The organism is Kitasatospora sp. NPDC101447, from assembly GCF_044767225.1.
GTDB lineage: Bacteria > Actinomycetota > Actinomycetes > Streptomycetales > Streptomycetaceae > Kitasatospora.
Window position 1 is genome coordinate 108,341 of the sequence record NZ_JBIWNL010000014.1, and the last position, 18,003, is coordinate 126,343.

Consider the following 18,003-nt stretch of genomic DNA (forward strand, 5'->3'; position numbering starts at 1 on the left):
CCCGGCGGCTCGTACGCGCACGTGCCTACGCTGGCCGCGTGACGGACTTCCTGAGCACCCCCGCGGGCGCCTACCTGCGCCACCCCCACCTGCACGGCGACCTGGTCACCTTCGTCGCCGAGAACGACCTGTGGCTCGCCCCGCTGGAGGGCGGCCGGGCCTGGCGGCTGACGGCCGACCACCTGCCGGTCCACGACCCCCGGTTCTCCCCGGACGGGCGGCACATCGCCTTCACCTCCGCCCGGGACGGCGCGCCCGAGGTGCACGTGGTGCCGGTGGACGGCGGCCCGTCGCGCCGGCTCACCCACTGGGGCAGCGGCCAGACCCGGGTGCAGGGCTGGACGGAAGACGGCCGCCCGATCGCCACCACCACCGCCGGCCAGGCCACCCTGCGCCGCACCTGGGCGCACGCCGTGCCGCTGGACGGCGGCGAGCCCGCCCGGCTGCCGTACGGGCCGATCGGCGGGATCGCCTTCGAACCGGGCGGCGACCGGGTGCTGCTGGCGAGCGCGGCGATCCGCGAACCGGCCTGGTGGAAGCGCTACCGGGGCGGGCGGGCCGGCAAGCTGTGGATCGGCCGGGACGAGTTCGTCCGCGTCCACGAGGAGCTGGACGGCCAGCTGTCCTCGCCGCTGTGGGTCGCTGGGCCCCTCCTGCCCGATGGCGGGCAAGGAGGGAGGATCGCGTTCCTGTCCGACCACGAGGGCGTCGGCGAGCTGTGGTCCAGCCTCCCGGACGGCTCCGACCTGCGCCGCCACACCGCCGACCCGGACGGCTTCTACGCCCGCAACGCCGCCACCGACGGCACCCGGGTGGTGTTCCACCGGGCCGGCGACGTCTGGCTGCTGGACGACCTGGAGGGCGCCGAGCCGCGCCGCCTGGAGGTCCGGCTGGCCGGCCCGCGCACCGGCCTGCGCCCGCGGCCGGTGCCCGCCGCGCACTGGCTGGAGTCCGTCGCCCCCGACCGCACCGGCCGGGCCAGCGCCGTCGTGGTGCGCGGCAGCGTGCACTGGCTGACCCACCGGGAGGGCCCGGCCCGGGTGCTGGACGAGACGCCGGGCGTGCGCGGGCGACTGGTCCGGGTGGTGCCCGGCGAGGACGGCGCCCAGGGCGTGCTGTGGGTGTCCGACGCCGAGGGCGAGGACGCCCTGGAGTTCGCGCCCGCCGTGCACGGCGCCGAGCGCCGCCGGCTGGCCGCCGGACAGCTCGGCCGGGTCAACTCGCTGGCCGTCTCCCCGGACGGCAAGCAGGCCGCGCTCGGCGTGCACGACGGCCGGGTGCTGCTGGTGGCGCTCGCCGACGGCACCGTGCACGAGCTGGACCGCAGCACCGACGGCGAGGTCGGCGGGCTGGTCTTCAGCCCGGACTCCGCCTGGCTGGCCTGGTCGCGGCCGGTGCCGGGGCTGGGGCCGTTCTCGCTGCGCCAGATCGTGCTGGCCAACCTGGCCACCCGCACCGTCAGCGAGGCCACCCAGCAGCGCTTCATCGACACCTCGCCGGCCTTCACCGCGGACGGCCGGTACCTGGCGTTCCTGTCGGTGCGCAACTTCGACCCGGTCTACGACTCGCACGTCTTCGACCTGTCGTTCCCCAACGGCTGCCGCCCGTACCTGATCACCCTGGCCGCCGACACGCCGTCCCCGTTCGGGCCGCAGCGGGCCGGGCGCCCGCTCGGCGGGGAGGAGGACGAGCCCCGGGCCAAGAAGGCGGACGGCGAGGAGGGCGGCACCGACTCGGCGCCGGTGACCAGGGTGGACCTGGACGGCATCGCCGACCGGATCGTCCCCTTCCCGGTCGAGGGCGGCCTGTTCGGCACCCTGCGGGCCGCCAAGGACGGCGTGCTGTGGACGAGGGTCCCGCTGCTCGGCGAACTCGGCGACGAGGCAGCCTCGTTGGAGGACGAACGGCCGCGGCCGGTGCTGGAGCGCTTCGACCTGAAGAAGCGCCGGGTCGAGCAACTGGTGCACGACGTCGACGGCTTCGCGGTCAGCGGGGACGGCAGCCGGGTCGCCGTGCTCGACGAGGGCGAGCTGCGGATCGTCCCGGCCGACCACAAGGCGGCCGGCGAGGACGACGAGACCGCCGTGGACCTCGCCCGGCTGCGCGTCACCGTCGACCCGGCCGCCGAGTGGCGCCAGATGTTCGCCGAGAACGGCCGGCTGATGCGGGACAACTTCTGGCGCCCCGACCTCGCCGGCGTGGACTGGGCCGGCGTCCTGGAGCGCTACCGGCCGCTGGTGGAGCGGGTCGGCTCGCACGACGACCTGGTCGACCTGCTCTGGGAGGTGCACGGCGAACTCGGCACCTCGCACGCCCACGTGGTGCCCTACGGTTCGCACACCGAGCCCGCCCGGCGCCAGGGCCTGCTCGGCGCGGACCTCGTGAAGGACGGCGAGCAGTGGCGGATCGCCCGGATCCTGCCCGGCGAGTCCTCCGACCCGCGGGCCCGCTCGCCGCTGGCCGCGCCCGGCGCGGCGATCCGCCCGGGCGACGCGGTCCTGGCGGTCAACGGCCGCCCGGTGGACCCGGTCACCGGCCCCGCCCCGCTGCTGGCCGGCACCGCCGGGCAGCCGGTGGAACTGACCGTGGCCGGCAAGGACGGCACCGACCGGCGCCACCCGGTGGTCGTCCCGCTCGCCGACGACGAGGCGCTGCGCTACCACGACTGGGTGGCCGGCCGGCGGGCCGCCGTGCGTGAACTGTCCGACGGCCGGCTCGGCTACCTGCACGTCCCCGACATGCAGACCACCGGCTGGGCCCAGATCCACCGCGACCTGCGCTCGGAGATGGCCAGGGAGGGCGTGATCGTCGACATCCGGGAGAACCGCGGCGGCCACACCTCGCAGCTGGTGATCGAGAAGCTCGCCCGCCGGATCGTCGGCTGGAACGTCAGCCGGGACACCGACAGCCCGGTGCCGTACCCGGGCGATGCCCCGCGCGGGCCGGTCGTCGCGCTCGCCGACCAGGACTCCGGCTCGGACGGCGACATCGTCAACGCCGCCATCCAGGCGCTCGGGATCGGCCCGGTCGTCGGCACCCGCACCTGGGGCGGGGTGATCGGCATCGACAGCCGCTACCGGCTCGTCGACGGCACCCTGGTCACCCAGCCCAAGTACGCGTTCTGGCTGGAGAACTACGGCTGGGGCGTGGAGAACCACGGCGTCGACCCGGACGTCGAGGTGCCGATCGCCCCGCACCACTGGGCGGCCGGCGAGGACCCGCAGCTCGCCGAGGGCGTCCGGATCGCCCTGGCCGCGCTCGCCGGGAGCCCGGCCCGCACGGCGCCGCCGCTGCCCTGGCGGTAGCACCGGCGCGGCCCTCCGGTCCGGGCGCGGGCGCGCTTTCGGTGGGCGCGGCCGGAGCGGGAAGTCGCAAGAGCCGACTTCCCGCTCCGGGCGCGCTTTCGGTGGGCGCGGCCGGAGCGGGAAGTCGCAAGAGCCGACTTCCCGCTCCGGGGCGTGGGTAGGATGCGGGGCTGTTTCTTGATCCACAGCTTTCGGGGGAACCACCATGGCGCAGGGCTACCCGCCGCCGCAGTACGACCAGAACCCTTACGGACCGCCGCAGCCGCAGCCGTACCCGCCCTACCAGCAGCAACCGCAGCCGTACCCGCCGCAGGGGTACGCACCGCAGGGGCACCCGCAGCCGCCGCAGCAGCCGTACGGGCAGCAGCCGCCGCCGCAGTACGGGCAGCAGCAGTACGCCGAGCAGCCGCCGGCGCAGCCGTACGGGCAGCCCGATCCCTACCCCAACCCCTACCCGCAGCAGCCGCAGCAGCCGCAGCAGTCGCAGCGGTCGGCGGCGCTGCCGCCGTGCCCCAAGGAGGCGGGCGGCGGCCGGCGCTTCCTGGCGATCGTGCTCGACTTCTTCCTCGCCGTCGGCCTCGGCTTCGTCGCCGCCAACGCCGCGAGCCGCCCGAAGGTCCGGCACGTGGCCGGCCACGCCGTCCAGAGCGGCGGCCCGGCCGTGCCCTACTTCGTGGCGCTGCTCGTCGTCGGCCTCGGCGTGTCCTTCCTCAACCAGGTGGTGCTCGCCCGGCTCACCGGCTTCAGCGTCGGCAAGGCGGTCCTGGCGATGCGGCTGGTGCGCACCAAGCGCGTGATGCGGCCCAACACCTGGCGGCTCACCAGGCGCTGGCTGCTCGGCTTCGTCTTCCTCGCGGTGGCGCTCATCTCCGAGGACTTCGACCTGGACGACGGCGACATCGTCGGCATGCGCGCGGTGCGCTGGAAGCACCTGCAGGAGTACCGGCAGGCCGTGGCCGGGCTCGGCTAGGCTGCGCCCGTACGGCCCCACCACCCGACGTACCGATCCCGAGGAGTAGCCGATGGCCGGCGAGCCGCAGCCCGACTGCCTGTTCTGCAAGATCGTGGCGGGCGAGATCCCGGCGACCGTGGTGCGCAAGACCGAGCGCACCCTCGCCTTCCGCGACATCGCCCCCAAGGCCCCCGTGCACGTCCTGGTCATCCCGCACGTCCACTACCCGAACGCCGCCGCGCTGGCCGCCGCCGAGCCGGAGATCGCCGGCGAACTGCTCGCGGAGGCGGGCCGGGTGGCCGAGGACGAGGGCATCACGGACTACCGACTGATCTTCAACACCGGTGCGGGCGCCGGGCAGACCGTCTTCCACGCCCACGTCCACGTGCTCGGCGGCACGCGGATGACCGAGAGCATGGTCTGATCCCAGGTGTCCCAGCGCGAACTCGTCGTCCTCGGCACCGCCAGCCAGGTGCCCACCCGGCACCGCAACCACAACGGCTACCTGCTGCGCTGGGACGGCGAGGGGCTGCTGTTCGACCCCGGCGAGGGCACCCAGCGACAGATGCTGCACGCCGGGGTCACGGCCACCCAGATCACCCGGATCGCCGTCACCCACTTCCACGGTGACCACTGCCTGGGCCTCGCGGGGGTGATCCAGCGGATCAACCTGGACCGCGTCCCGCACCCGGTGGACGTCTACTTCCCGGCGTCCGGCGAGGTCTACTTCGAGCGGCTGCGGCACGCCACCGCGTACCACGAGACCGCGGTGCTGCGGCCCCGGCCGATCGACGAGCCGGGCCCGCTGCCCGCGCCCGGCGCCCGCTTCGCGCTGGACGCCGTGCGGCTGGACCACCCGGTGGAGTCCTTCGGGTACCGGCTGTCCGAGCCGGACGGCCGCCGTCTGGTGCCCGAACGGCTCGCCGCCCTGGGCGTCCACGGTCCGGCGGTGGGCCGGCTGCAGCACGAGGGCGCGGTCGAGGTGGACGGCCGGCGGGTGACCCTGGACGAGGTCAGCGACCCCCGGCCGGGCCAGAAGTTCGCCTTCGTGATGGACACCCGGCTCTGCGAGGGCGTGCACGCCCTCGCGGAGGGCACCGACCTGCTGGTCGTGGAGGCCACCTTCAGCGACGCCGACGCCCGCCTCGCCGAGGAGCACGGCCACCTCACCGCCGGGCAGGCCGCCAAGGTCGCCGCCGAGGCCGGCGCGCGCACCCTGGTGCTGACCCACTTCTCCCAGCGCTACCCGGACCTCGGCCAGCACCTGGCCGACGCCCGCAAGCACTTCGACGGGGAGCTGGTGCTGGCCGCCGACCTCGCCCGGGTGCCCGTCCCCGCCCGCCGTCAGCCGTGAACCCGCCCGCGCCGGCCGTGGAACCCGCCGCCGGCGGTGGACCCTCCGGTGCCCCTCCTGCGCCCTCCGGCGCCGGTCGTGGACCCTCCGGCGCCGGCAGGGAAGGCGCCCGCGCCGGTCGTGGACGGGCCCGCGCCGGGCAGCCGCGGAAAAAGGGCTCGCGCCGTCCCGCGAACTGCCGCAGCATCGACGGGTGCGGCCCCGCCGCCCGCCGCAGCGATCACGCCTGCGGCGTACCCTGGTGCCCCGGAGACACCGAGCGGCACACGACACCACGGATGGGATGAGGCAGGCCCCAGCGCCGACCTATGAGTGACACATCGCAGACCCGTACCAACGGACAGTCGCGCCCCGAACCGGCCGACGACGGCCGTGTCAGCGCCCGGATCGTCATCCCCGAGAAGCACCCGATGGTCACCCTGCTCGGCACGGCGGACTCGCTGCTGCGCGTGATCGAGCACGGCTTCCCCGCCGCCGACATCCACGTCCGCGGCAACGAGGTGACCGCCACCGGGGAACGCGCCGAGGTGGCCCTCGTCCAGAAGCTCTTCAACGAGATGATGCTGGTGCTGCGCACCGGCCAGCCCTTGACGGAGGACTCCGTGGAGCGCTCCATCGCCATGCTCCGCGGCCAGGAGCAGGACCCGGACAGCCCGGCGCCGTCCCAGGTGTTCACCGCGAACATCCTGTCCAACCGCGGTCGTACGATCCGCCCCAAGACCCTCAACCAGCAGCGCTACGTCGAGGCGATCGACAGGCACACGATCGTCTTCGGCCTCGGCCCGGCCGGCACCGGCAAGACCTACCTGGCGATGGCCAAGGCCGTGCAGGCCCTGCAGGCCAAGGAGGTCAACCGGATCATCCTGACCCGCCCGGCGGTCGAGGCGGGGGAGCGGCTGGGCTTCCTGCCCGGCACCCTCTACGAGAAGATCGACCCGTACCTGCGCCCGCTGTACGACGCGCTGCACGACATGATGGACCCGGACTCCATCCCGCGCCTGATGGCGGCCGGCACCATCGAGGTCGCGCCGCTGGCGTACATGCGCGGCCGCACCCTCAACGACGCCTTCATCATCCTCGACGAGGCCCAGAACACCTCGCCCGAGCAGATGAAGATGTTCCTCACCCGCCTCGGGTTCAACTCCCGGGTGGTCGTCACCGGCGACACCAGCCAGATCGACCTCCCGGGCGGCACCAGGAGCGGGCTCAAGGTCGTCCAGGAGATCCTGGCCGACGTGCCCGACATCCACTTCTCCGTCCTCACCAGCACCGACGTGGTCCGCCACAAGCTGGTCGGCCGGATCGTGGACGCCTACGAGCGCTGGGACGCCCGCCAGGAGGCCGAGGAGAGCGGCACCGCTCCCCGCAAGCCCGCCCAGCGGCGCCCGGGCAAGGCCACGGCGCCCCGAGCACCCCGACAGTCCCATCGCACCGAAAGCTGAGCACACAGCCCGTCATGTCGATCGACATCGCCAACGAGTCCGGTTGGGACGCCGATGAGGAAGCCATCCTCGACGTCGCCCGCTTCGCACTGGACAAGATGCGGATCCACCCGCAGTCCGAACTGTCCGTGATCCTGGTGGACGGTGCGGCGATGGAGGAGCTGCACATCCAGTGGATGGACCTCCCCGGACCCACCGACGTGATGTCCTTCCCGATGGACGAGCTGCGTCCCGGCAAGGAGGGCGAGGAGCTTCCGCAGGGCCTGCTCGGCGACATCGTGCTCTGCCCCGAGGTCGCCGAGCAGCAGGGCAAGGCCGCTCCCTCGAAGCACTCGATGGACGAGGAGCTGCAGCTGCTCACCGTCCACGGCGTGCTGCACGTCCTCGGCTACGACCACGAGGAGCCCGACGAGGAGGAGGAGATGTTCGCCCTCCAGAAGCGCATCCTGGACGACTGGCGGGCGGGCCGCGGCCTCGGCGGCATCTCCCCGGCCCCCACCACCCACTGAGCGCGGAGCCCGAACCCCTGTGAGTGGTGAGAGTACGAGCTTCATCCTGGGTGCCGTGCTGCTCGTCGTGCTCGGCTGGCTGGCCGCGTGCGCCGAGGCGGGCATCTCCCGGGTCTCCCGGTTCCGGGCGGAGGAGGCGGTGCGGGTCGGCCGGCGCGGCTCGGCACGCCTGCTGACCCTCGCCTCCGACCCGATCCGCTACCTCAACCTGGCGACCCTGATCCGGGTCGCCAGCGAGATGGCGGCGGCCGTCCTGGTCACCGTGGTGTGCGTGCGCAACGTCACGCCGACCTGGCAGGCCGTGCTGCTGGCGTTCGGCGTGATGGTGCTGGTGTCCTTCGTCGCGATGGGGGTCTCTCCGCGCACGATCGGCCGCCAGCACCCGCTCACCACGGCGACCGCCTCCTCCTTCGTGCTGCTGCCGCTGGCCGCCGTGCTCGGCCCGATCCCGCGGCTGCTGATCCTGCTCGGCAACGCGCTCACCCCGGGCAAGGGCTACCGCGAGGGGCCGTTCGCCTCCGAGGCGGAACTGCGGGCCCTGGTGGACCTCGCCGAGAAGGACGACCTGATCGAGGACGAGGAGCGCCGGATGGTGCACTCGGTCTTCGAACTGGGCGACACCATCGTGCGCGAGGTGATGGTGCCGCGCACCGACCTGGTGATGATCGAGCGGCACAAGACCGTCCGGCAGGCGCTCACCCTGGCGCTGCGTTCGGGTTTCTCGCGGATCCCGGTGGTCGGCGACAACGAGGACGACGTGGTCGGCATCGTCTACCTCAAGGACCTGGTGCGGCGCACCCACATCAACCGGGAGGCCGAGGCCGAGGAGGTCGGCGCGGTGATGCGCCCGGCCGTCTTCGTCCCCGACTCCAAGCCGGCCGGCGACCTGCTGCGCGAGATGCAGCAGCGCCGCTCGCACGTGGCGATCGTGATCGACGAGTACGGCGGCACGGCGGGCCTCGTCACCATCGAGGACATCCTGGAGGAGATCGTCGGCGAGATCACCGACGAGTACGACCGGGAGATCGCGCCGATCGAGGACCTCGGCGACGGCTCGTACCGGATCACCGCCCGCCTGCTGGTGGAGGACCTGGGCGAGCTGTTCGGCATCGAGCTGGAGGACGAGGACGTCGAGACCGTCGGCGGCCTGCTGGCCAAGCACCTCGGCCGGGTGCCGATCCCCGGCTCCGCCTGCGAGATCCCGCTGCCGGACCCGGTCGACGGCGGCCTGACCGGCATCCTGCTGACCGCCGAGTCCTCGGCCGGCCGCCGCAACCGGATCGGCTCGATGGTCGCCTCCCCGGTCCGCGCCACGGACGAACCCGGGGTACCGGCGGGCGAGTAGCGGCGGGACGGTCGCCGAGCGACCATGGAGGGCATGACGCACAAACTTCGCGCGGAGTACGGCCCGCAGGGGGCGGCCGGCGGAGTCAAGTCCTGGCACGTGGTGCGGGACGAGGACCTGTCGACGGCGCTCTGCGGCCGGACCATGCCCGACGACGCAGAGACGCGGCCCGAGCAGGAGTGGGGCACCGGGTTGCGCTGCTGCCAGCAGTGCGGCTCGCTCTACATGCACGAGACGCCGCACATGCAGGGGACCAACCCCTACAGCTAGGCCGTGGCTGAGCTCTGGAGGTCGCCATGAAGCTGCAAGACGAACTGCCCGTCGACCACAAGCTCGTCACGGTCTGGCGGATCGGGGCGGGGCTCGGGGGGATCTTCCTGATCGTGTTCGGGGCCCTGGGGCTCGCCGACCACCCGGGGTTCCTCGACACCAGGGGTGACCAGATCGTGGGGCTGTCGACCAACGGCGCGCTGGCCGTCCTGTCCATCGTGGCGGGCGCGATCCTGGTGGTCGGGGCGGTGATCGGCGGGAACTTCGCCGCGAACCTGAACATGGTGGTGGGCGTGCTGTTCGTGCTGTCCGGCTTCTACGGCCTGACGGTGCTCGGGCGGCCGGACGCCAACATCCTCAACTTCCGGATGTCGAACGTGCTGTTCGCGTTCATCTTCGGGGTCGTCCTGACGACCTTCGGGATGTACGGACGGGTGAGCAGCCACCTGCCGCACGACAACCCGTACTGGCGTGAGCGCGCCGAGCGCGAGGTGCCGATGCCGTCCGGCCCGAAGACCTTCGTCAAGGTCATGAACCCGAACCCGGGCCGCACCCACCCGGTCGGCCACTGACGCGGGAGCGGTGCCTATGCTCGGCGGCATGAGTGACATCGTCGAGCTCGATCCCGAAGACAAGAAGATCATCACCCTGGCCCGCTCGGCCCGCGCCCGCAACGGCGTCCCCGAGGGGGCCGCGGTGCGTGACGAGACCGGTCGCACCTACGTGGCCGGGACGGTCGCCCTGGAGTCGCTGCGGCTGAGCGCGCTGCAGACGGCGGTGGCGATGGCGGTGGCCAGCGGCGCCAAGTCGCTGGAGGCGGCGGCCGTGGTGAGCGAGGCGGAGCAGCCGGCCGAGGCCGATCTGGCGGCCGTGCGGGACCTGGGCGGGGCCGGGACGCCGGTGCTGCTGGCCGGTCCGGACGGCGTGCTGCGGGTGGCGGCCGAGGCGCGCTGAGGCGCTCCGAGGGGCCGCAAGGACCTCGGGGCGGCCGTTCCCGGGTGGGGTGGCCCGGCGCGGTTGCCCCCATGGGTTCTGCAGATAATCTCACCGGGAGGGTGGACTCGGTGAGGGGGCTGGGGCATGGGGGCGGTGGCGTTCTTCGCCGGGCTGCTGCTGTTCGTGATGGGGCTCGGGAAGTGGCAGGAGACCGGTTCGGCGGCCTGGTTGTTCGGCTCGCTGGGCTTCCTGTTGGTGCTGGTGGTGGTCTCGTTGATCCCGGGGAACGGCAAGGGCGGAAAGAAGGGCTGACCCCCCGGGGGGTGACCCCGGACGGCGGGGCTCCGTTGATCAGGGAGAATGGAGCCCATGAATGCCCCTTCCTCCTCGTACCGCTCCGGGTTCGCGTGCTTCGTCGGCCGGCCCAACGCGGGCAAGTCGACCCTGACCAACGCCCTGGTGGGGACGAAGGTCGCGATCACCTCCGACCGCCCGCAGACCACCCGGCACACCGTGCGCGGCATCGTGCACCGCCCCGACGCCCAGCTCGTGCTGGTCGACACCCCCGGTCTGCACAAGCCGCGCACCCTGCTCGGCGAGCGCCTCAACGACCTGGTCCGCACGACCTGGGCGGAGGTCGACGTGATCGGTTTCTGCCTGCCCGCCGACCAGAAGATCGGCCCCGGCGACAAGTTCATCGCCAAGGAGATCGCCGGGATCAAGAAGACCCCGAAGGTCGCCATCGTCACCAAGACCGACCTGGTCGACTCCAAGCGCCTGGCCGAGCAGCTGATCGCCATCCACCAGCTCGGCATCGAGCTGGGCTTCGAGTGGGCCGAGATCATCCCGGTCTCCGCGGTCGGCGACAAGCAGGTGGAACTGGTCGCCGACCTCCTCACCAAGCTGCTGCCGGAGGGCGACCAGCTCTACCCGGACGGCGACCTCACCGACGAGCCCGAGCAGATCATGGTCGCCGAGCTGATCCGCGAGGCCGCGCTCGAAGGCGTGCGGGACGAGCTGCCGCACTCGCTGGCCGTCGTGGTCGAGGAGATGCTCCCGCGCGAGGGCCGCCCGGCGGACCGTCCGCTGCTGGACATCCACGCCAACGTCTACATCGAGCGGCAGAGCCAGAAGGCGATCGTGATCGGCGCCAAGGGCTCGCGGCTCAAGCACGTCGGCACGACCGCCCGCAAGCACATCGAGGCGCTGCTCGGCACGCCGGTCTACCTCGACCTGCACGTCAAGGTCGCCAAGGACTGGCAGCGCGACCCGAAGCAGCTGCGCAAGCTCGGCTTCTGACAGGGGAGTTCGAGCCCGCGGGGACGCCCGGGGCCCGTCCGGACGCCGTTGCGTCCGGACGGGCCCTCGTCGCACCCGGCCGGGCCCGGCGTCAGCAGGGCCGCGGCGCCGAGGAGTTGTGCACCCGGGAGCCGGGGGGTGGCGTCACGCGCCCTCGCGCAGCACCAGCGACACCAGCTCCCGCTGCGAGTCGGTGAGCTTGGGGTCGGCGCAGTACACCGTCCGGTTGTCGACGGTGATCTCGTAGTGGAAACCGTCCGGCACCCCGTACGAGGGGGCGCGCAGCCCGCCCGCGACGGCCTCGCGGGCGAGGGCGTGGACGTGCGGGGCGTCCGTGCGCTCGGCGGTGTCGAGCTCCGCGTGGCGGACGATTCCGGCGAAGCCGCCGGTCCGGGTCACCTGGATACGCATGGTGTCCATGGTGCTACCCAGGGAAGGCTTTTGCGGCACTTTTCCCGGACCGTGACCTTAAGCGCACCTCAACCCGGTCTCAACCACTCTCGCGTCGTCCGGCGCCCGCGCCCGGGCCCGCCGGCGGGTCACCCCGGGCTGACCCCGACCTGCGCCCAGGAGGCCGTGACGGTGTCCGCGACCGAGGACTGGTCGGCGTAGCGGGCCTTGGCGGCGGCCACGGTGGCCCGCGCGAAGGCGGTGAAGTCGGCGTCGGCGGGCAGCGTGCGCCCGGTCAGCGCGTCGTACCAGATCCGCCCGGCGCGCTCCCAGGCCGAGCCGCCGAGCGCGGTGGCCAGCAGGTAGAACGCGTGGTTGGGGATGCCGGAGTTGATGTGCACGCCGCCGTTGTCCTCGGCGGTGTCCACGTAGTCCCGCATGTGCGCGGGCTGCGGGTCCTTGCCGAGCCGGGGGTCGTCGTAGGCGGTGCCGGGTGCCTTCATCGAGCGCAGCGCGACGCCCTGGATGCCGGGGGCCAGCAGTCCGGCGCCGATCAGCCAGTCGGCGTCGGCGGCGCTCTGGCGCAGCGCGTACTGCTTGACGAGCGAGCCGAAGACGTCGGAGACCGACTCGTTGAGCGCGCCGGGCTGGTCCTGGTAGTCCAGTCCGGCGGTGAACTGGGTGACGCCGTGGGTGAGTTCGTGGCCGATGACGTCGATGCAGGCGGTGAAGTCGCCGAAGATCTCGCCGTCGCCGTCGCCGAAGACCATCTGGTGGCCGTTCCAGAAGGCGTTGTCGTACTTGCGGCCGTAGTGGACGGTGGCGTCCAGCCGCAGGTCGTGGTCGTCGATGGAGTGCCGGCCGAAGGCGTCGGCGTAGAGCGCGAAGGTGGCGCCGAGGCCGTCGTAGGCGTGGTTGACGGAGGCGTCGGAGACGGCCGCCTGGCCCTCGGTTCTGGCGGTGCGGCCGGGCAGCCGCTGGCTGTGGGCGGCGTCGGAGATCACCCGGTTGAGGCCGGGGGCGCCGCCGGTGGGCCGGGGCGGGGAGAGGCGGGCCGCGCGGTGCGCGGCGTCGAGCGCGAGGGAGTGGACGGCGGCTTCGTGACCGGCCTCGGCGAGGCGGTCGAGGACGTACGGCGGGACGATCGTGCAGATCGGTACTGCTGCAGTCATGTGGCCCAGGGTGAGGCCTGCATGACCGGTTGTCACCACTCTTGACATGACCGGTCGGCGTCTCAAGGGGTGGAACGGAAGCCCGGATCACTTCGGGGGCGCGCGGCGCTGGGTTACGCTGGGTTCCATCATGCGCAACGGGCTGCTTCTTCTTAGCTGCCGCGTCGAGGGCCTGTAGTCCACAGGGGCCGGCTCCCTCGCCGCGGGGAACGAGCTGTGCGCGCAATCGGCGATCCAACGGCGGGTCGCGAGCGGCAGCAGAGGCCGGCCAGTCGGTGTTGATCCCGACCGCCCGCACCCACGCATCCACAGGAAGCCGAGAGTCACCTCCATGACCGAGCAGACCTCCGCCGCGTCCATCCCCGCCGCTCGCGCCTTCGTCGACCGGCCCACCCCGATCACCGCCGCCGCGGTACGCCAGCAGCCGTCCGGCATGCGGTATGGGCGCTACCTGCCGTTCGGCACCGTGGACCTGCCGGACCGCACCTGGCCGGACGCCGTGATCACCAAGGCGCCGCGCTGGCTCTCGACCGACCTGCGGGACGGCAACCAGGCGCTGATCGACCCGATGTCCCCGGCCCGCAAGCGCAAGATGTTCGACCTGCTGGTCGCGATGGGCTACAAGGAGATCGAGGTCGGCTTCCCCTCCTCCGGCGCCACCGACCACGCCTTCGTACGGTCGCTGATCGAGGAGGGGGCGATTCCGGAGGACGTCACCATCTCGGTGCTGACGCAGGCCCGCGAGGAGCTGATCGAGAAGACCGTCGAGTCGCTGGTCGGCGCGCCGCGCGCGACCGTCCACCTGTACAACGCGACCGCGCCGCTGTTCCGCCGGGTGGTGTTCCGCAACGACAAGGCCGCCACCAAGGCGATCGCCACCGAGGGCACCCGGCTGGTGATGGAGTACGCGGAGAAGCTGCTGGGCGAGGACACCGTCTTCGGCTACCAGTACTCGCCGGAGATCTTCGTCGACACCGAGCTGGACTTCGCGCTGGAGGTCTGCGAGGCGGTCATGGACGTCTGGCAGCCGGGCGAGGGCCGCGAGATCATCCTGAACCTGCCGGCCACCATCGAGCGGGCCACCCCGAACGTCCAGGCCGACCAGTTCGAGTGGATGTCGCGCAACCTGTCGCGCCGCGAGTTCGTCTGCCTGTCGGTGCACCCGCACAACGACCGCGGCACCGCCGTCGCCTCCGCCGAGCTGGCCTACATGGCGGGCGCCGACCGCATCGAGGGCTGCCTGTTCGGGCAGGGCGAGCGGACCGGCAACGTCGACCTGGTGACGCTGGGGATGAACCTGTTCTCGCAGGGCGTCGACCCGCAGATCGACTTCTCCGACATCGACGAGGTGCGCCGCACCGCCGAGTACTGCAACCAGATGGAGGTGCACCCGCGCCACCCGTACGCCGGCGACCTGGTGTACACCTCCTTCTCGGGCTCGCACCAGGACGCCATCAAGAAGGGCTTCGACGCCCTGGAGGCGGACGCGAAGGCGGCGGGCGTGCCGGTGGAGGAGCACACCTGGGGCGTGCCGTACCTGCCGATCGACCCGAAGGACGTCGGCCGCACCTACGAGGCGGTCATCCGGGTCAACAGCCAGTCCGGCAAGGGCGGTGTGGCGTACGTCCTGAAGAACGACCACAAGCTGGACCTGCCGCGCCGGATGCAGATCGAGTTCTCCCGGATCATCCAGGCGAAGACCGACGCCGAGGGCGGCGAGGTCACCCCGGCGGAGATCTGGCGGGTCTTCGAGGACGAGTACCTGCCGACCACCGGCAACCCGTGGGGCCGGCTGTCGCTGAGCGGCTCGCGCACCCTGACCACCGAGGACGGCCGGGACGCGCTGACCGCCGAGGCGCTGGTGGACGGCGTGCCGGTGGCGCTGAGCGGTACCGGCAACGGCCCGGTGTCGGCCTTCGGGGACGCGCTGGCCCGGATCGGCTTCGACGTGCGCGTCCTGGACTACGCCGAGCACGCGCTGAGCGAGGGCGGCGACGCCCAGGCGGCCGCGTACGTCGAGTGCGCGGTGGACGGCAAGGTGCTGTGGGGTGTGGGCATCGACGGCAACACGGTGCTGGCCTCGCTGAAGGCGATGATCAGCGCCGTCAACCGCTCGCAGCGGGGGTAGTTCGTACGGGTGGTGTGCGAAGGGCCGTCCTGCGGGCGGCCCTTCGCCGTGTCGGCGGCCGATTGTGGCCTGCGCCACATTTTTTGGGATCGGAAGCCGTTCGAGGTACTGACACGTGCCGGTAACCGTGGCAACATCGATCCACCGGAAAGCCGGGTCGGTGGGACGGCTCGGTGTCCGGTCGCGTGACCTGCCCATCGTCGAGCAGGCCGCCTGCCATGTCTGGGGAGTGGCGCCGTGACCAGGTTGTGGGGTGTTCGCCCGCGGTGGCGGACTGACGTTCTCGGTGACTTCTTCTGCCCGGGCTGCGGCGGGGACCGCAACTACCGTCGGCAGCACGGCCGGCGGTGGCTGCGGTTGCTGGGCACCCCGGTGCTCCCGCTCGGACCGGTGATCGGCAGCGTGCAGTGCACCAGCTGCCACGGCCGGTACGGCGTCGAGAGCCTGGAGCAGCCGACCTGCGTGCGCCTCGGCGCGATGCTGCGCGACGCCCAGTACACCGTGGCGCTGGCCCTGCTCGCGGCCGGTGGCACCGCCCACCGGGCGGCCCGCGAGGCGGCCTGCGCGGCGGTGCGCGAAGCCGGGTTCGAGGACTGCGGCGAGGCCCAGGTGCTGGCCGCGCTCGCCGCGCTCTCCGGGCTCGGCGGCGAGCTCCACGACGCCCACGGGATGTCCGGCGGCCTGGCCGTGGAGCTGCACGCGGTGCTCGAACCGCTCACCCCGCACCTGGCCCACCAGGGCCGCGAGCGGCTGCTGCTGCAGGGCGCGGCGATCGCCCTGGCCGACGGGCGCTACCTGCCGCAGGAGCGCGAGGCGCTGGCCGCGGTCGGGCGCTGCCTGGACCTGGCGCAGGCGCGGGTCGGGGCGCTGCTGGAGGCGGCGACCAGGGCGCCGTACAAGTAGTCGTTCGGGGCGCGCGGCCGGTCCGGGCGCCGTACACGTGGTCGAGTTCCGGCACACGGCAGGCCGGGGCGCGGTGGGGCGGTCGGCCCGGACGCGCAGCAGGCCGTGGCCCCGTCGTCACCCCCGTCGTCCCCTGTCCGTCGTCACCCCGTCGTTCCTCTCCTTGTCGTCACCCTGTGGACCACCCGTCGACCATCCCGAATCCCCCACAAACGGGCCCGACCCCCTCCGGGCCCGCCGTGACCCGCACCGAAGTGGTCCTCCCCCACGGCCCCGGTGCGGGCAACACGGCTGTCCGGCGTTGTCGGCGGCTGGGGGAGAATGGTCGGCATGAGTCTTTTCCGGGACGACGGCGTCGTGTTGCGGGCGCAGAAGCTCGGCGAGGCCGATCGGATCATCACCCTGCTGACCCGCCAGCACGGCAAGGTGCGGGCGGTGGCGCGCGGGGTGCGGAAGACGAAGTCCAAGTTCGGTGCCCGTCTGGAGCCGTTCTCGCACGTGGACGTGCAGTTCTTCAGTCGGGGGAGTGAGCTGGTCGGCCGCGGGTTGCCGCTGTGCACCCAGGTGGAGACCATCGCGCCGTACGGCGGTTCGATCGTCACGGACTACGGCCGCTACACCGCCGGCACCGCGATGCTGGAGACGGCCGAGCGCTTCGCCGAGAACGAGGGCGAGCCCGCCGTCCAGCAGTACCTGCTGCTGGTGGGCGGGCTGCGGACGCTGGCGGCGGGGAGCCACGAGTCGCACCTGGTGCTGGACGCCTTCCTGCTGCGCTCGCTCGCGGTGAACGGGTACGGCGCGAGCTTCACGGACTGCGCCAAGTGCGGCCTGGAGGGGCCGAACCGTTTCTTCTCGCTCCCGGCGGGCGGGGTGCTCTGCGCGGACTGCCGAGTGCCCGGATGTGCCGTACCCTCCCCTGAGACACTGGTACTGCTCGGGGCGCTGCTGTCAGGGGACTGGCAGACGGCCGACGCCTGCGAGCCGCGGTACTGGCGGGAGGGCAGCGGCCTGGTCGCGGCCTATCTGCAGTGGCACCTGGAGCGGGGCATCCGCTCGATGAGATACGTGGAGAAGTGAGCACATGGCAGCGCGACGGCTCTTCGGCGGCGGCAAGCAGCGGGCGTACGCGCCTCCGACCCCGCACCCCAGCGGTGCACAGCCCCCGAAGATCCCCGGCGAGCTGGTGCCCGAGCACGTCGCCATCGTGATGGACGGCAACGGCCGCTGGGCCAAGGAGCGCGGGCTGCCCCGCACCGAGGGCCACAAGGTCGGCGAGTCCGTCGTGCTGGACGTCCTCGCCGGCGCCATCGAGCTCGGGGTCAAGAACATCTCGCTGTACGCCTTCTCCACCGAGAACTGGAAGCGCTCGCCCGACGAGGTGAAGTTCCTGATGAACTTCAACCGGGACGTCATCGCCCGCCGCCGCGACGAGATGGGCAAGATGGGCGTACGGATCCGCTGGGCCGGCCGGATGCCCAAGCTGTGGAAGAGCGTCGTCCAGGAGCTCCAGGTCGCCGAGGAGCACACCAAGGACAACGACGCCGTGACGCTCTACATGTGCGTCAACTACGGCGGCCGGGCCGAGCTGGCGGACGCGGCGCAGGGCATCGCCCGCGACGTCGCGGCCGGCAAGCTGGACCCGAAGAAGGTCAACGAGAAGACCCTCGCCAAGTACATGTACCACCCGGACATGCCGGACGTGGACCTCTTCCTGCGCCCCAGCGGCGAGCAGCGCACCTCCAACTTCCTGCCCTGGCAGTCGGCTTACGCCGAGTTCGTGTTCCAGGACGTGCTCTGGCCGGACTTCGACCGCCGCGACCTGTGGCGCGCCTGCGAGCAGTACGCGATGCGCGACCGGCGCTTCGGCGGGGCGATCCCGAACGAGCTGCCCGCGCCGCGGCCGTCCGGGCACTGAGGCCGGGGCGCCGCCGCGCCTTCGCGGCTACGACGGAAAGGACCCACCGGGCTGATCCCGGTGGGTCCTTTCCGTCGTGCGGC

The 18,003-nt window shown here is 72.6% G+C and carries 18 protein-coding genes; 16 read left to right on the forward strand and 2 right to left on the reverse strand.

Features of this window, described 5'->3' with window-relative positions; translation table 11 throughout:
* Positions 1-38: 38 nt before the first annotated feature.
* The 12 genes from ACIRST_RS21390 to era all read left to right on the forward strand — a co-directional run bounded on the left by ACIRST_RS21390 (position 39) and on the right by era (position 11,412).
* The gene (locus ACIRST_RS21390; RefSeq protein ID WP_402803579.1) at positions 39-3,305 is read left to right on the forward strand and encodes a S41 family peptidase; all 3,267 of its coding nucleotides are present in this window, start codon (positions 39-41) and stop codon (positions 3,303-3,305) included.
* 205 nt (positions 3,306-3,510) lie between these two features.
* A complete protein-coding gene (locus tag ACIRST_RS21395) occupies positions 3,511-4,275 on the forward strand; it encodes an RDD family protein (RefSeq protein WP_402803581.1) in 765 nt (254 codons plus the stop codon).
* A 52-nt stretch (positions 4,276-4,327) separates the two neighbouring features.
* Complete coding sequence (locus ACIRST_RS21400; protein ID WP_350523903.1) at positions 4,328-4,681, forward strand: histidine triad nucleotide-binding protein; 354 nt, start codon at positions 4,328-4,330, stop codon at positions 4,679-4,681.
* Positions 4,682-4,687: 6 nt separating this feature from the next.
* On the forward strand, positions 4,688-5,611 hold the full coding sequence (locus ACIRST_RS21405; protein WP_402803583.1) for a ribonuclease Z: 924 nt from the start codon (positions 4,688-4,690) through the stop codon (positions 5,609-5,611).
* Between the two features lie 410 nt (positions 5,612-6,021).
* Positions 6,022-7,053 carry a PhoH family protein gene (locus tag ACIRST_RS21410; protein ID WP_350523987.1) on the forward strand — a complete coding sequence of 344 codons (1,032 nt, stop codon included), beginning with the start codon at positions 6,022-6,024 and terminating at the stop codon, positions 7,051-7,053.
* Between the two features lie 14 nt (positions 7,054-7,067).
* The gene (gene ybeY, locus ACIRST_RS21415) at positions 7,068-7,562 is read left to right on the forward strand and encodes an rRNA maturation RNase YbeY (RefSeq protein WP_189917985.1); all 495 of its coding nucleotides are present in this window, start codon (positions 7,068-7,070) and stop codon (positions 7,560-7,562) included.
* Positions 7,563-7,581: 19 nt separating this feature from the next.
* Entirely contained in the window at positions 7,582-8,907 is a 1,326-nt protein-coding gene (locus ACIRST_RS21420; protein WP_350523905.1) for a hemolysin family protein, read from the forward strand.
* Positions 8,908-8,940: 33 nt separating this feature from the next.
* Positions 8,941-9,177 carry a hypothetical protein gene (locus ACIRST_RS21425; protein ID WP_350523906.1) on the forward strand — a complete coding sequence of 79 codons (237 nt, stop codon included), beginning with the start codon at positions 8,941-8,943 and terminating at the stop codon, positions 9,175-9,177.
* A gap of 26 nt (positions 9,178-9,203) precedes the next feature.
* Positions 9,204-9,749 carry a DUF4383 domain-containing protein gene (locus ACIRST_RS21430; RefSeq protein ID WP_350523907.1) on the forward strand — a complete coding sequence of 182 codons (546 nt, stop codon included), beginning with the start codon at positions 9,204-9,206 and terminating at the stop codon, positions 9,747-9,749.
* 28 nt (positions 9,750-9,777) lie between these two features.
* The gene (locus ACIRST_RS21435) at positions 9,778-10,131 is read left to right on the forward strand and encodes a cytidine deaminase (RefSeq protein WP_350523908.1); all 354 of its coding nucleotides are present in this window, start codon (positions 9,778-9,780) and stop codon (positions 10,129-10,131) included.
* A gap of 126 nt (positions 10,132-10,257) precedes the next feature.
* Complete coding sequence (locus ACIRST_RS21440; RefSeq protein ID WP_402803585.1) at positions 10,258-10,425, forward strand: hypothetical protein; 168 nt, start codon at positions 10,258-10,260, stop codon at positions 10,423-10,425.
* 57 nt (positions 10,426-10,482) lie between these two features.
* Entirely contained in the window at positions 10,483-11,412 is a 930-nt protein-coding gene (gene era, locus ACIRST_RS21445; RefSeq protein WP_350523910.1) for a GTPase Era, read from the forward strand.
* A gap of 144 nt (positions 11,413-11,556) precedes the next feature.
* Here the strand turns inward: era and ACIRST_RS21450 are convergent, their stop codons facing one another.
* Positions 11,557-11,823, reverse strand: a complete 267-nt coding sequence (locus ACIRST_RS21450; RefSeq protein WP_350523911.1) for a protealysin inhibitor emfourin — start codon at positions 11,821-11,823, stop codon at positions 11,557-11,559.
* Positions 11,824-11,951: 128 nt separating this feature from the next.
* Positions 11,952-12,974, reverse strand: coding sequence for a M4 family metallopeptidase (locus ACIRST_RS21455; protein WP_402803587.1), 1,023 nt, complete (start codon positions 12,972-12,974; stop codon positions 11,952-11,954).
* Positions 12,975-13,305: 331 nt separating this feature from the next.
* On the opposite strand from ACIRST_RS21455, the gene leuA reads away from it, so the two are divergent.
* The 4 genes from leuA (at position 13,306) to ACIRST_RS21475 (ending at position 17,920) form a co-directional block, all read left to right on the forward strand.
* Positions 13,306-15,102, forward strand: coding sequence for a 2-isopropylmalate synthase (leuA, locus tag ACIRST_RS21460; protein ID WP_402803589.1), 1,797 nt, complete (start codon positions 13,306-13,308; stop codon positions 15,100-15,102).
* 237 nt (positions 15,103-15,339) lie between these two features.
* The gene (locus ACIRST_RS21465; RefSeq protein ID WP_350523914.1) at positions 15,340-16,005 is read left to right on the forward strand and encodes a TerB family tellurite resistance protein; all 666 of its coding nucleotides are present in this window, start codon (positions 15,340-15,342) and stop codon (positions 16,003-16,005) included.
* Between the two features lie 330 nt (positions 16,006-16,335).
* Positions 16,336-17,082, forward strand: coding sequence for a DNA repair protein RecO (recO, locus tag ACIRST_RS21470; RefSeq protein WP_350523915.1), 747 nt, complete (start codon positions 16,336-16,338; stop codon positions 17,080-17,082).
* 4 nt (positions 17,083-17,086) lie between these two features.
* Complete coding sequence (locus ACIRST_RS21475; RefSeq protein WP_350523916.1) at positions 17,087-17,920, forward strand: isoprenyl transferase; 834 nt, start codon at positions 17,087-17,089, stop codon at positions 17,918-17,920.
* The last annotated feature ends 83 nt before the right edge of the window (positions 17,921-18,003 follow it).

What these genes read in the sequence shown, in the direction of transcription:
- ACIRST_RS21455 (WP_402803587.1), bottom strand. Translation starts at nt 12,974, where the DNA reads ATGACTGCAGCAGTACCGATCTGCACGATCGTCCCGCCGTACGTCCTC.
- ACIRST_RS21475 (WP_350523916.1), top strand. Translation starts at nt 17,087, where the DNA reads ATGGCAGCGCGACGGCTCTTCGGCGGCGGCAAGCAGCGGGCGTACGCG.
- ACIRST_RS21395 (WP_402803581.1), top strand. Translation starts at nt 3,511, where the DNA reads ATGGCGCAGGGCTACCCGCCGCCGCAGTACGACCAGAACCCTTACGGA.
- ACIRST_RS21435 (WP_350523908.1), top strand. Translation starts at nt 9,778, where the DNA reads ATGAGTGACATCGTCGAGCTCGATCCCGAAGACAAGAAGATCATCACC.
- ACIRST_RS21430 (WP_350523907.1), top strand. Translation starts at nt 9,204, where the DNA reads ATGAAGCTGCAAGACGAACTGCCCGTCGACCACAAGCTCGTCACGGTC.
- ACIRST_RS21410 (WP_350523987.1), top strand. Translation starts at nt 6,022, where the DNA reads ATGGTCACCCTGCTCGGCACGGCGGACTCGCTGCTGCGCGTGATCGAG.
- ybeY (WP_189917985.1), top strand. Translation starts at nt 7,068, where the DNA reads ATGTCGATCGACATCGCCAACGAGTCCGGTTGGGACGCCGATGAGGAA.
- ACIRST_RS21400 (WP_350523903.1), top strand. Translation starts at nt 4,328, where the DNA reads ATGGCCGGCGAGCCGCAGCCCGACTGCCTGTTCTGCAAGATCGTGGCG.
- ACIRST_RS21440 (WP_402803585.1), top strand. Translation starts at nt 10,258, where the DNA reads ATGGGGGCGGTGGCGTTCTTCGCCGGGCTGCTGCTGTTCGTGATGGGG.
- era (WP_350523910.1), top strand. Translation starts at nt 10,483, where the DNA reads ATGAATGCCCCTTCCTCCTCGTACCGCTCCGGGTTCGCGTGCTTCGTC.
- recO (WP_350523915.1), top strand. Translation starts at nt 16,336, where the DNA reads ATGAGTCTTTTCCGGGACGACGGCGTCGTGTTGCGGGCGCAGAAGCTC.
- leuA (WP_402803589.1), top strand. Translation starts at nt 13,306, where the DNA reads ATGACCGAGCAGACCTCCGCCGCGTCCATCCCCGCCGCTCGCGCCTTC.
- ACIRST_RS21450 (WP_350523911.1), bottom strand. Translation starts at nt 11,823, where the DNA reads ATGCGTATCCAGGTGACCCGGACCGGCGGCTTCGCCGGAATCGTCCGC.
- ACIRST_RS21425 (WP_350523906.1), top strand. Translation starts at nt 8,941, where the DNA reads ATGACGCACAAACTTCGCGCGGAGTACGGCCCGCAGGGGGCGGCCGGC.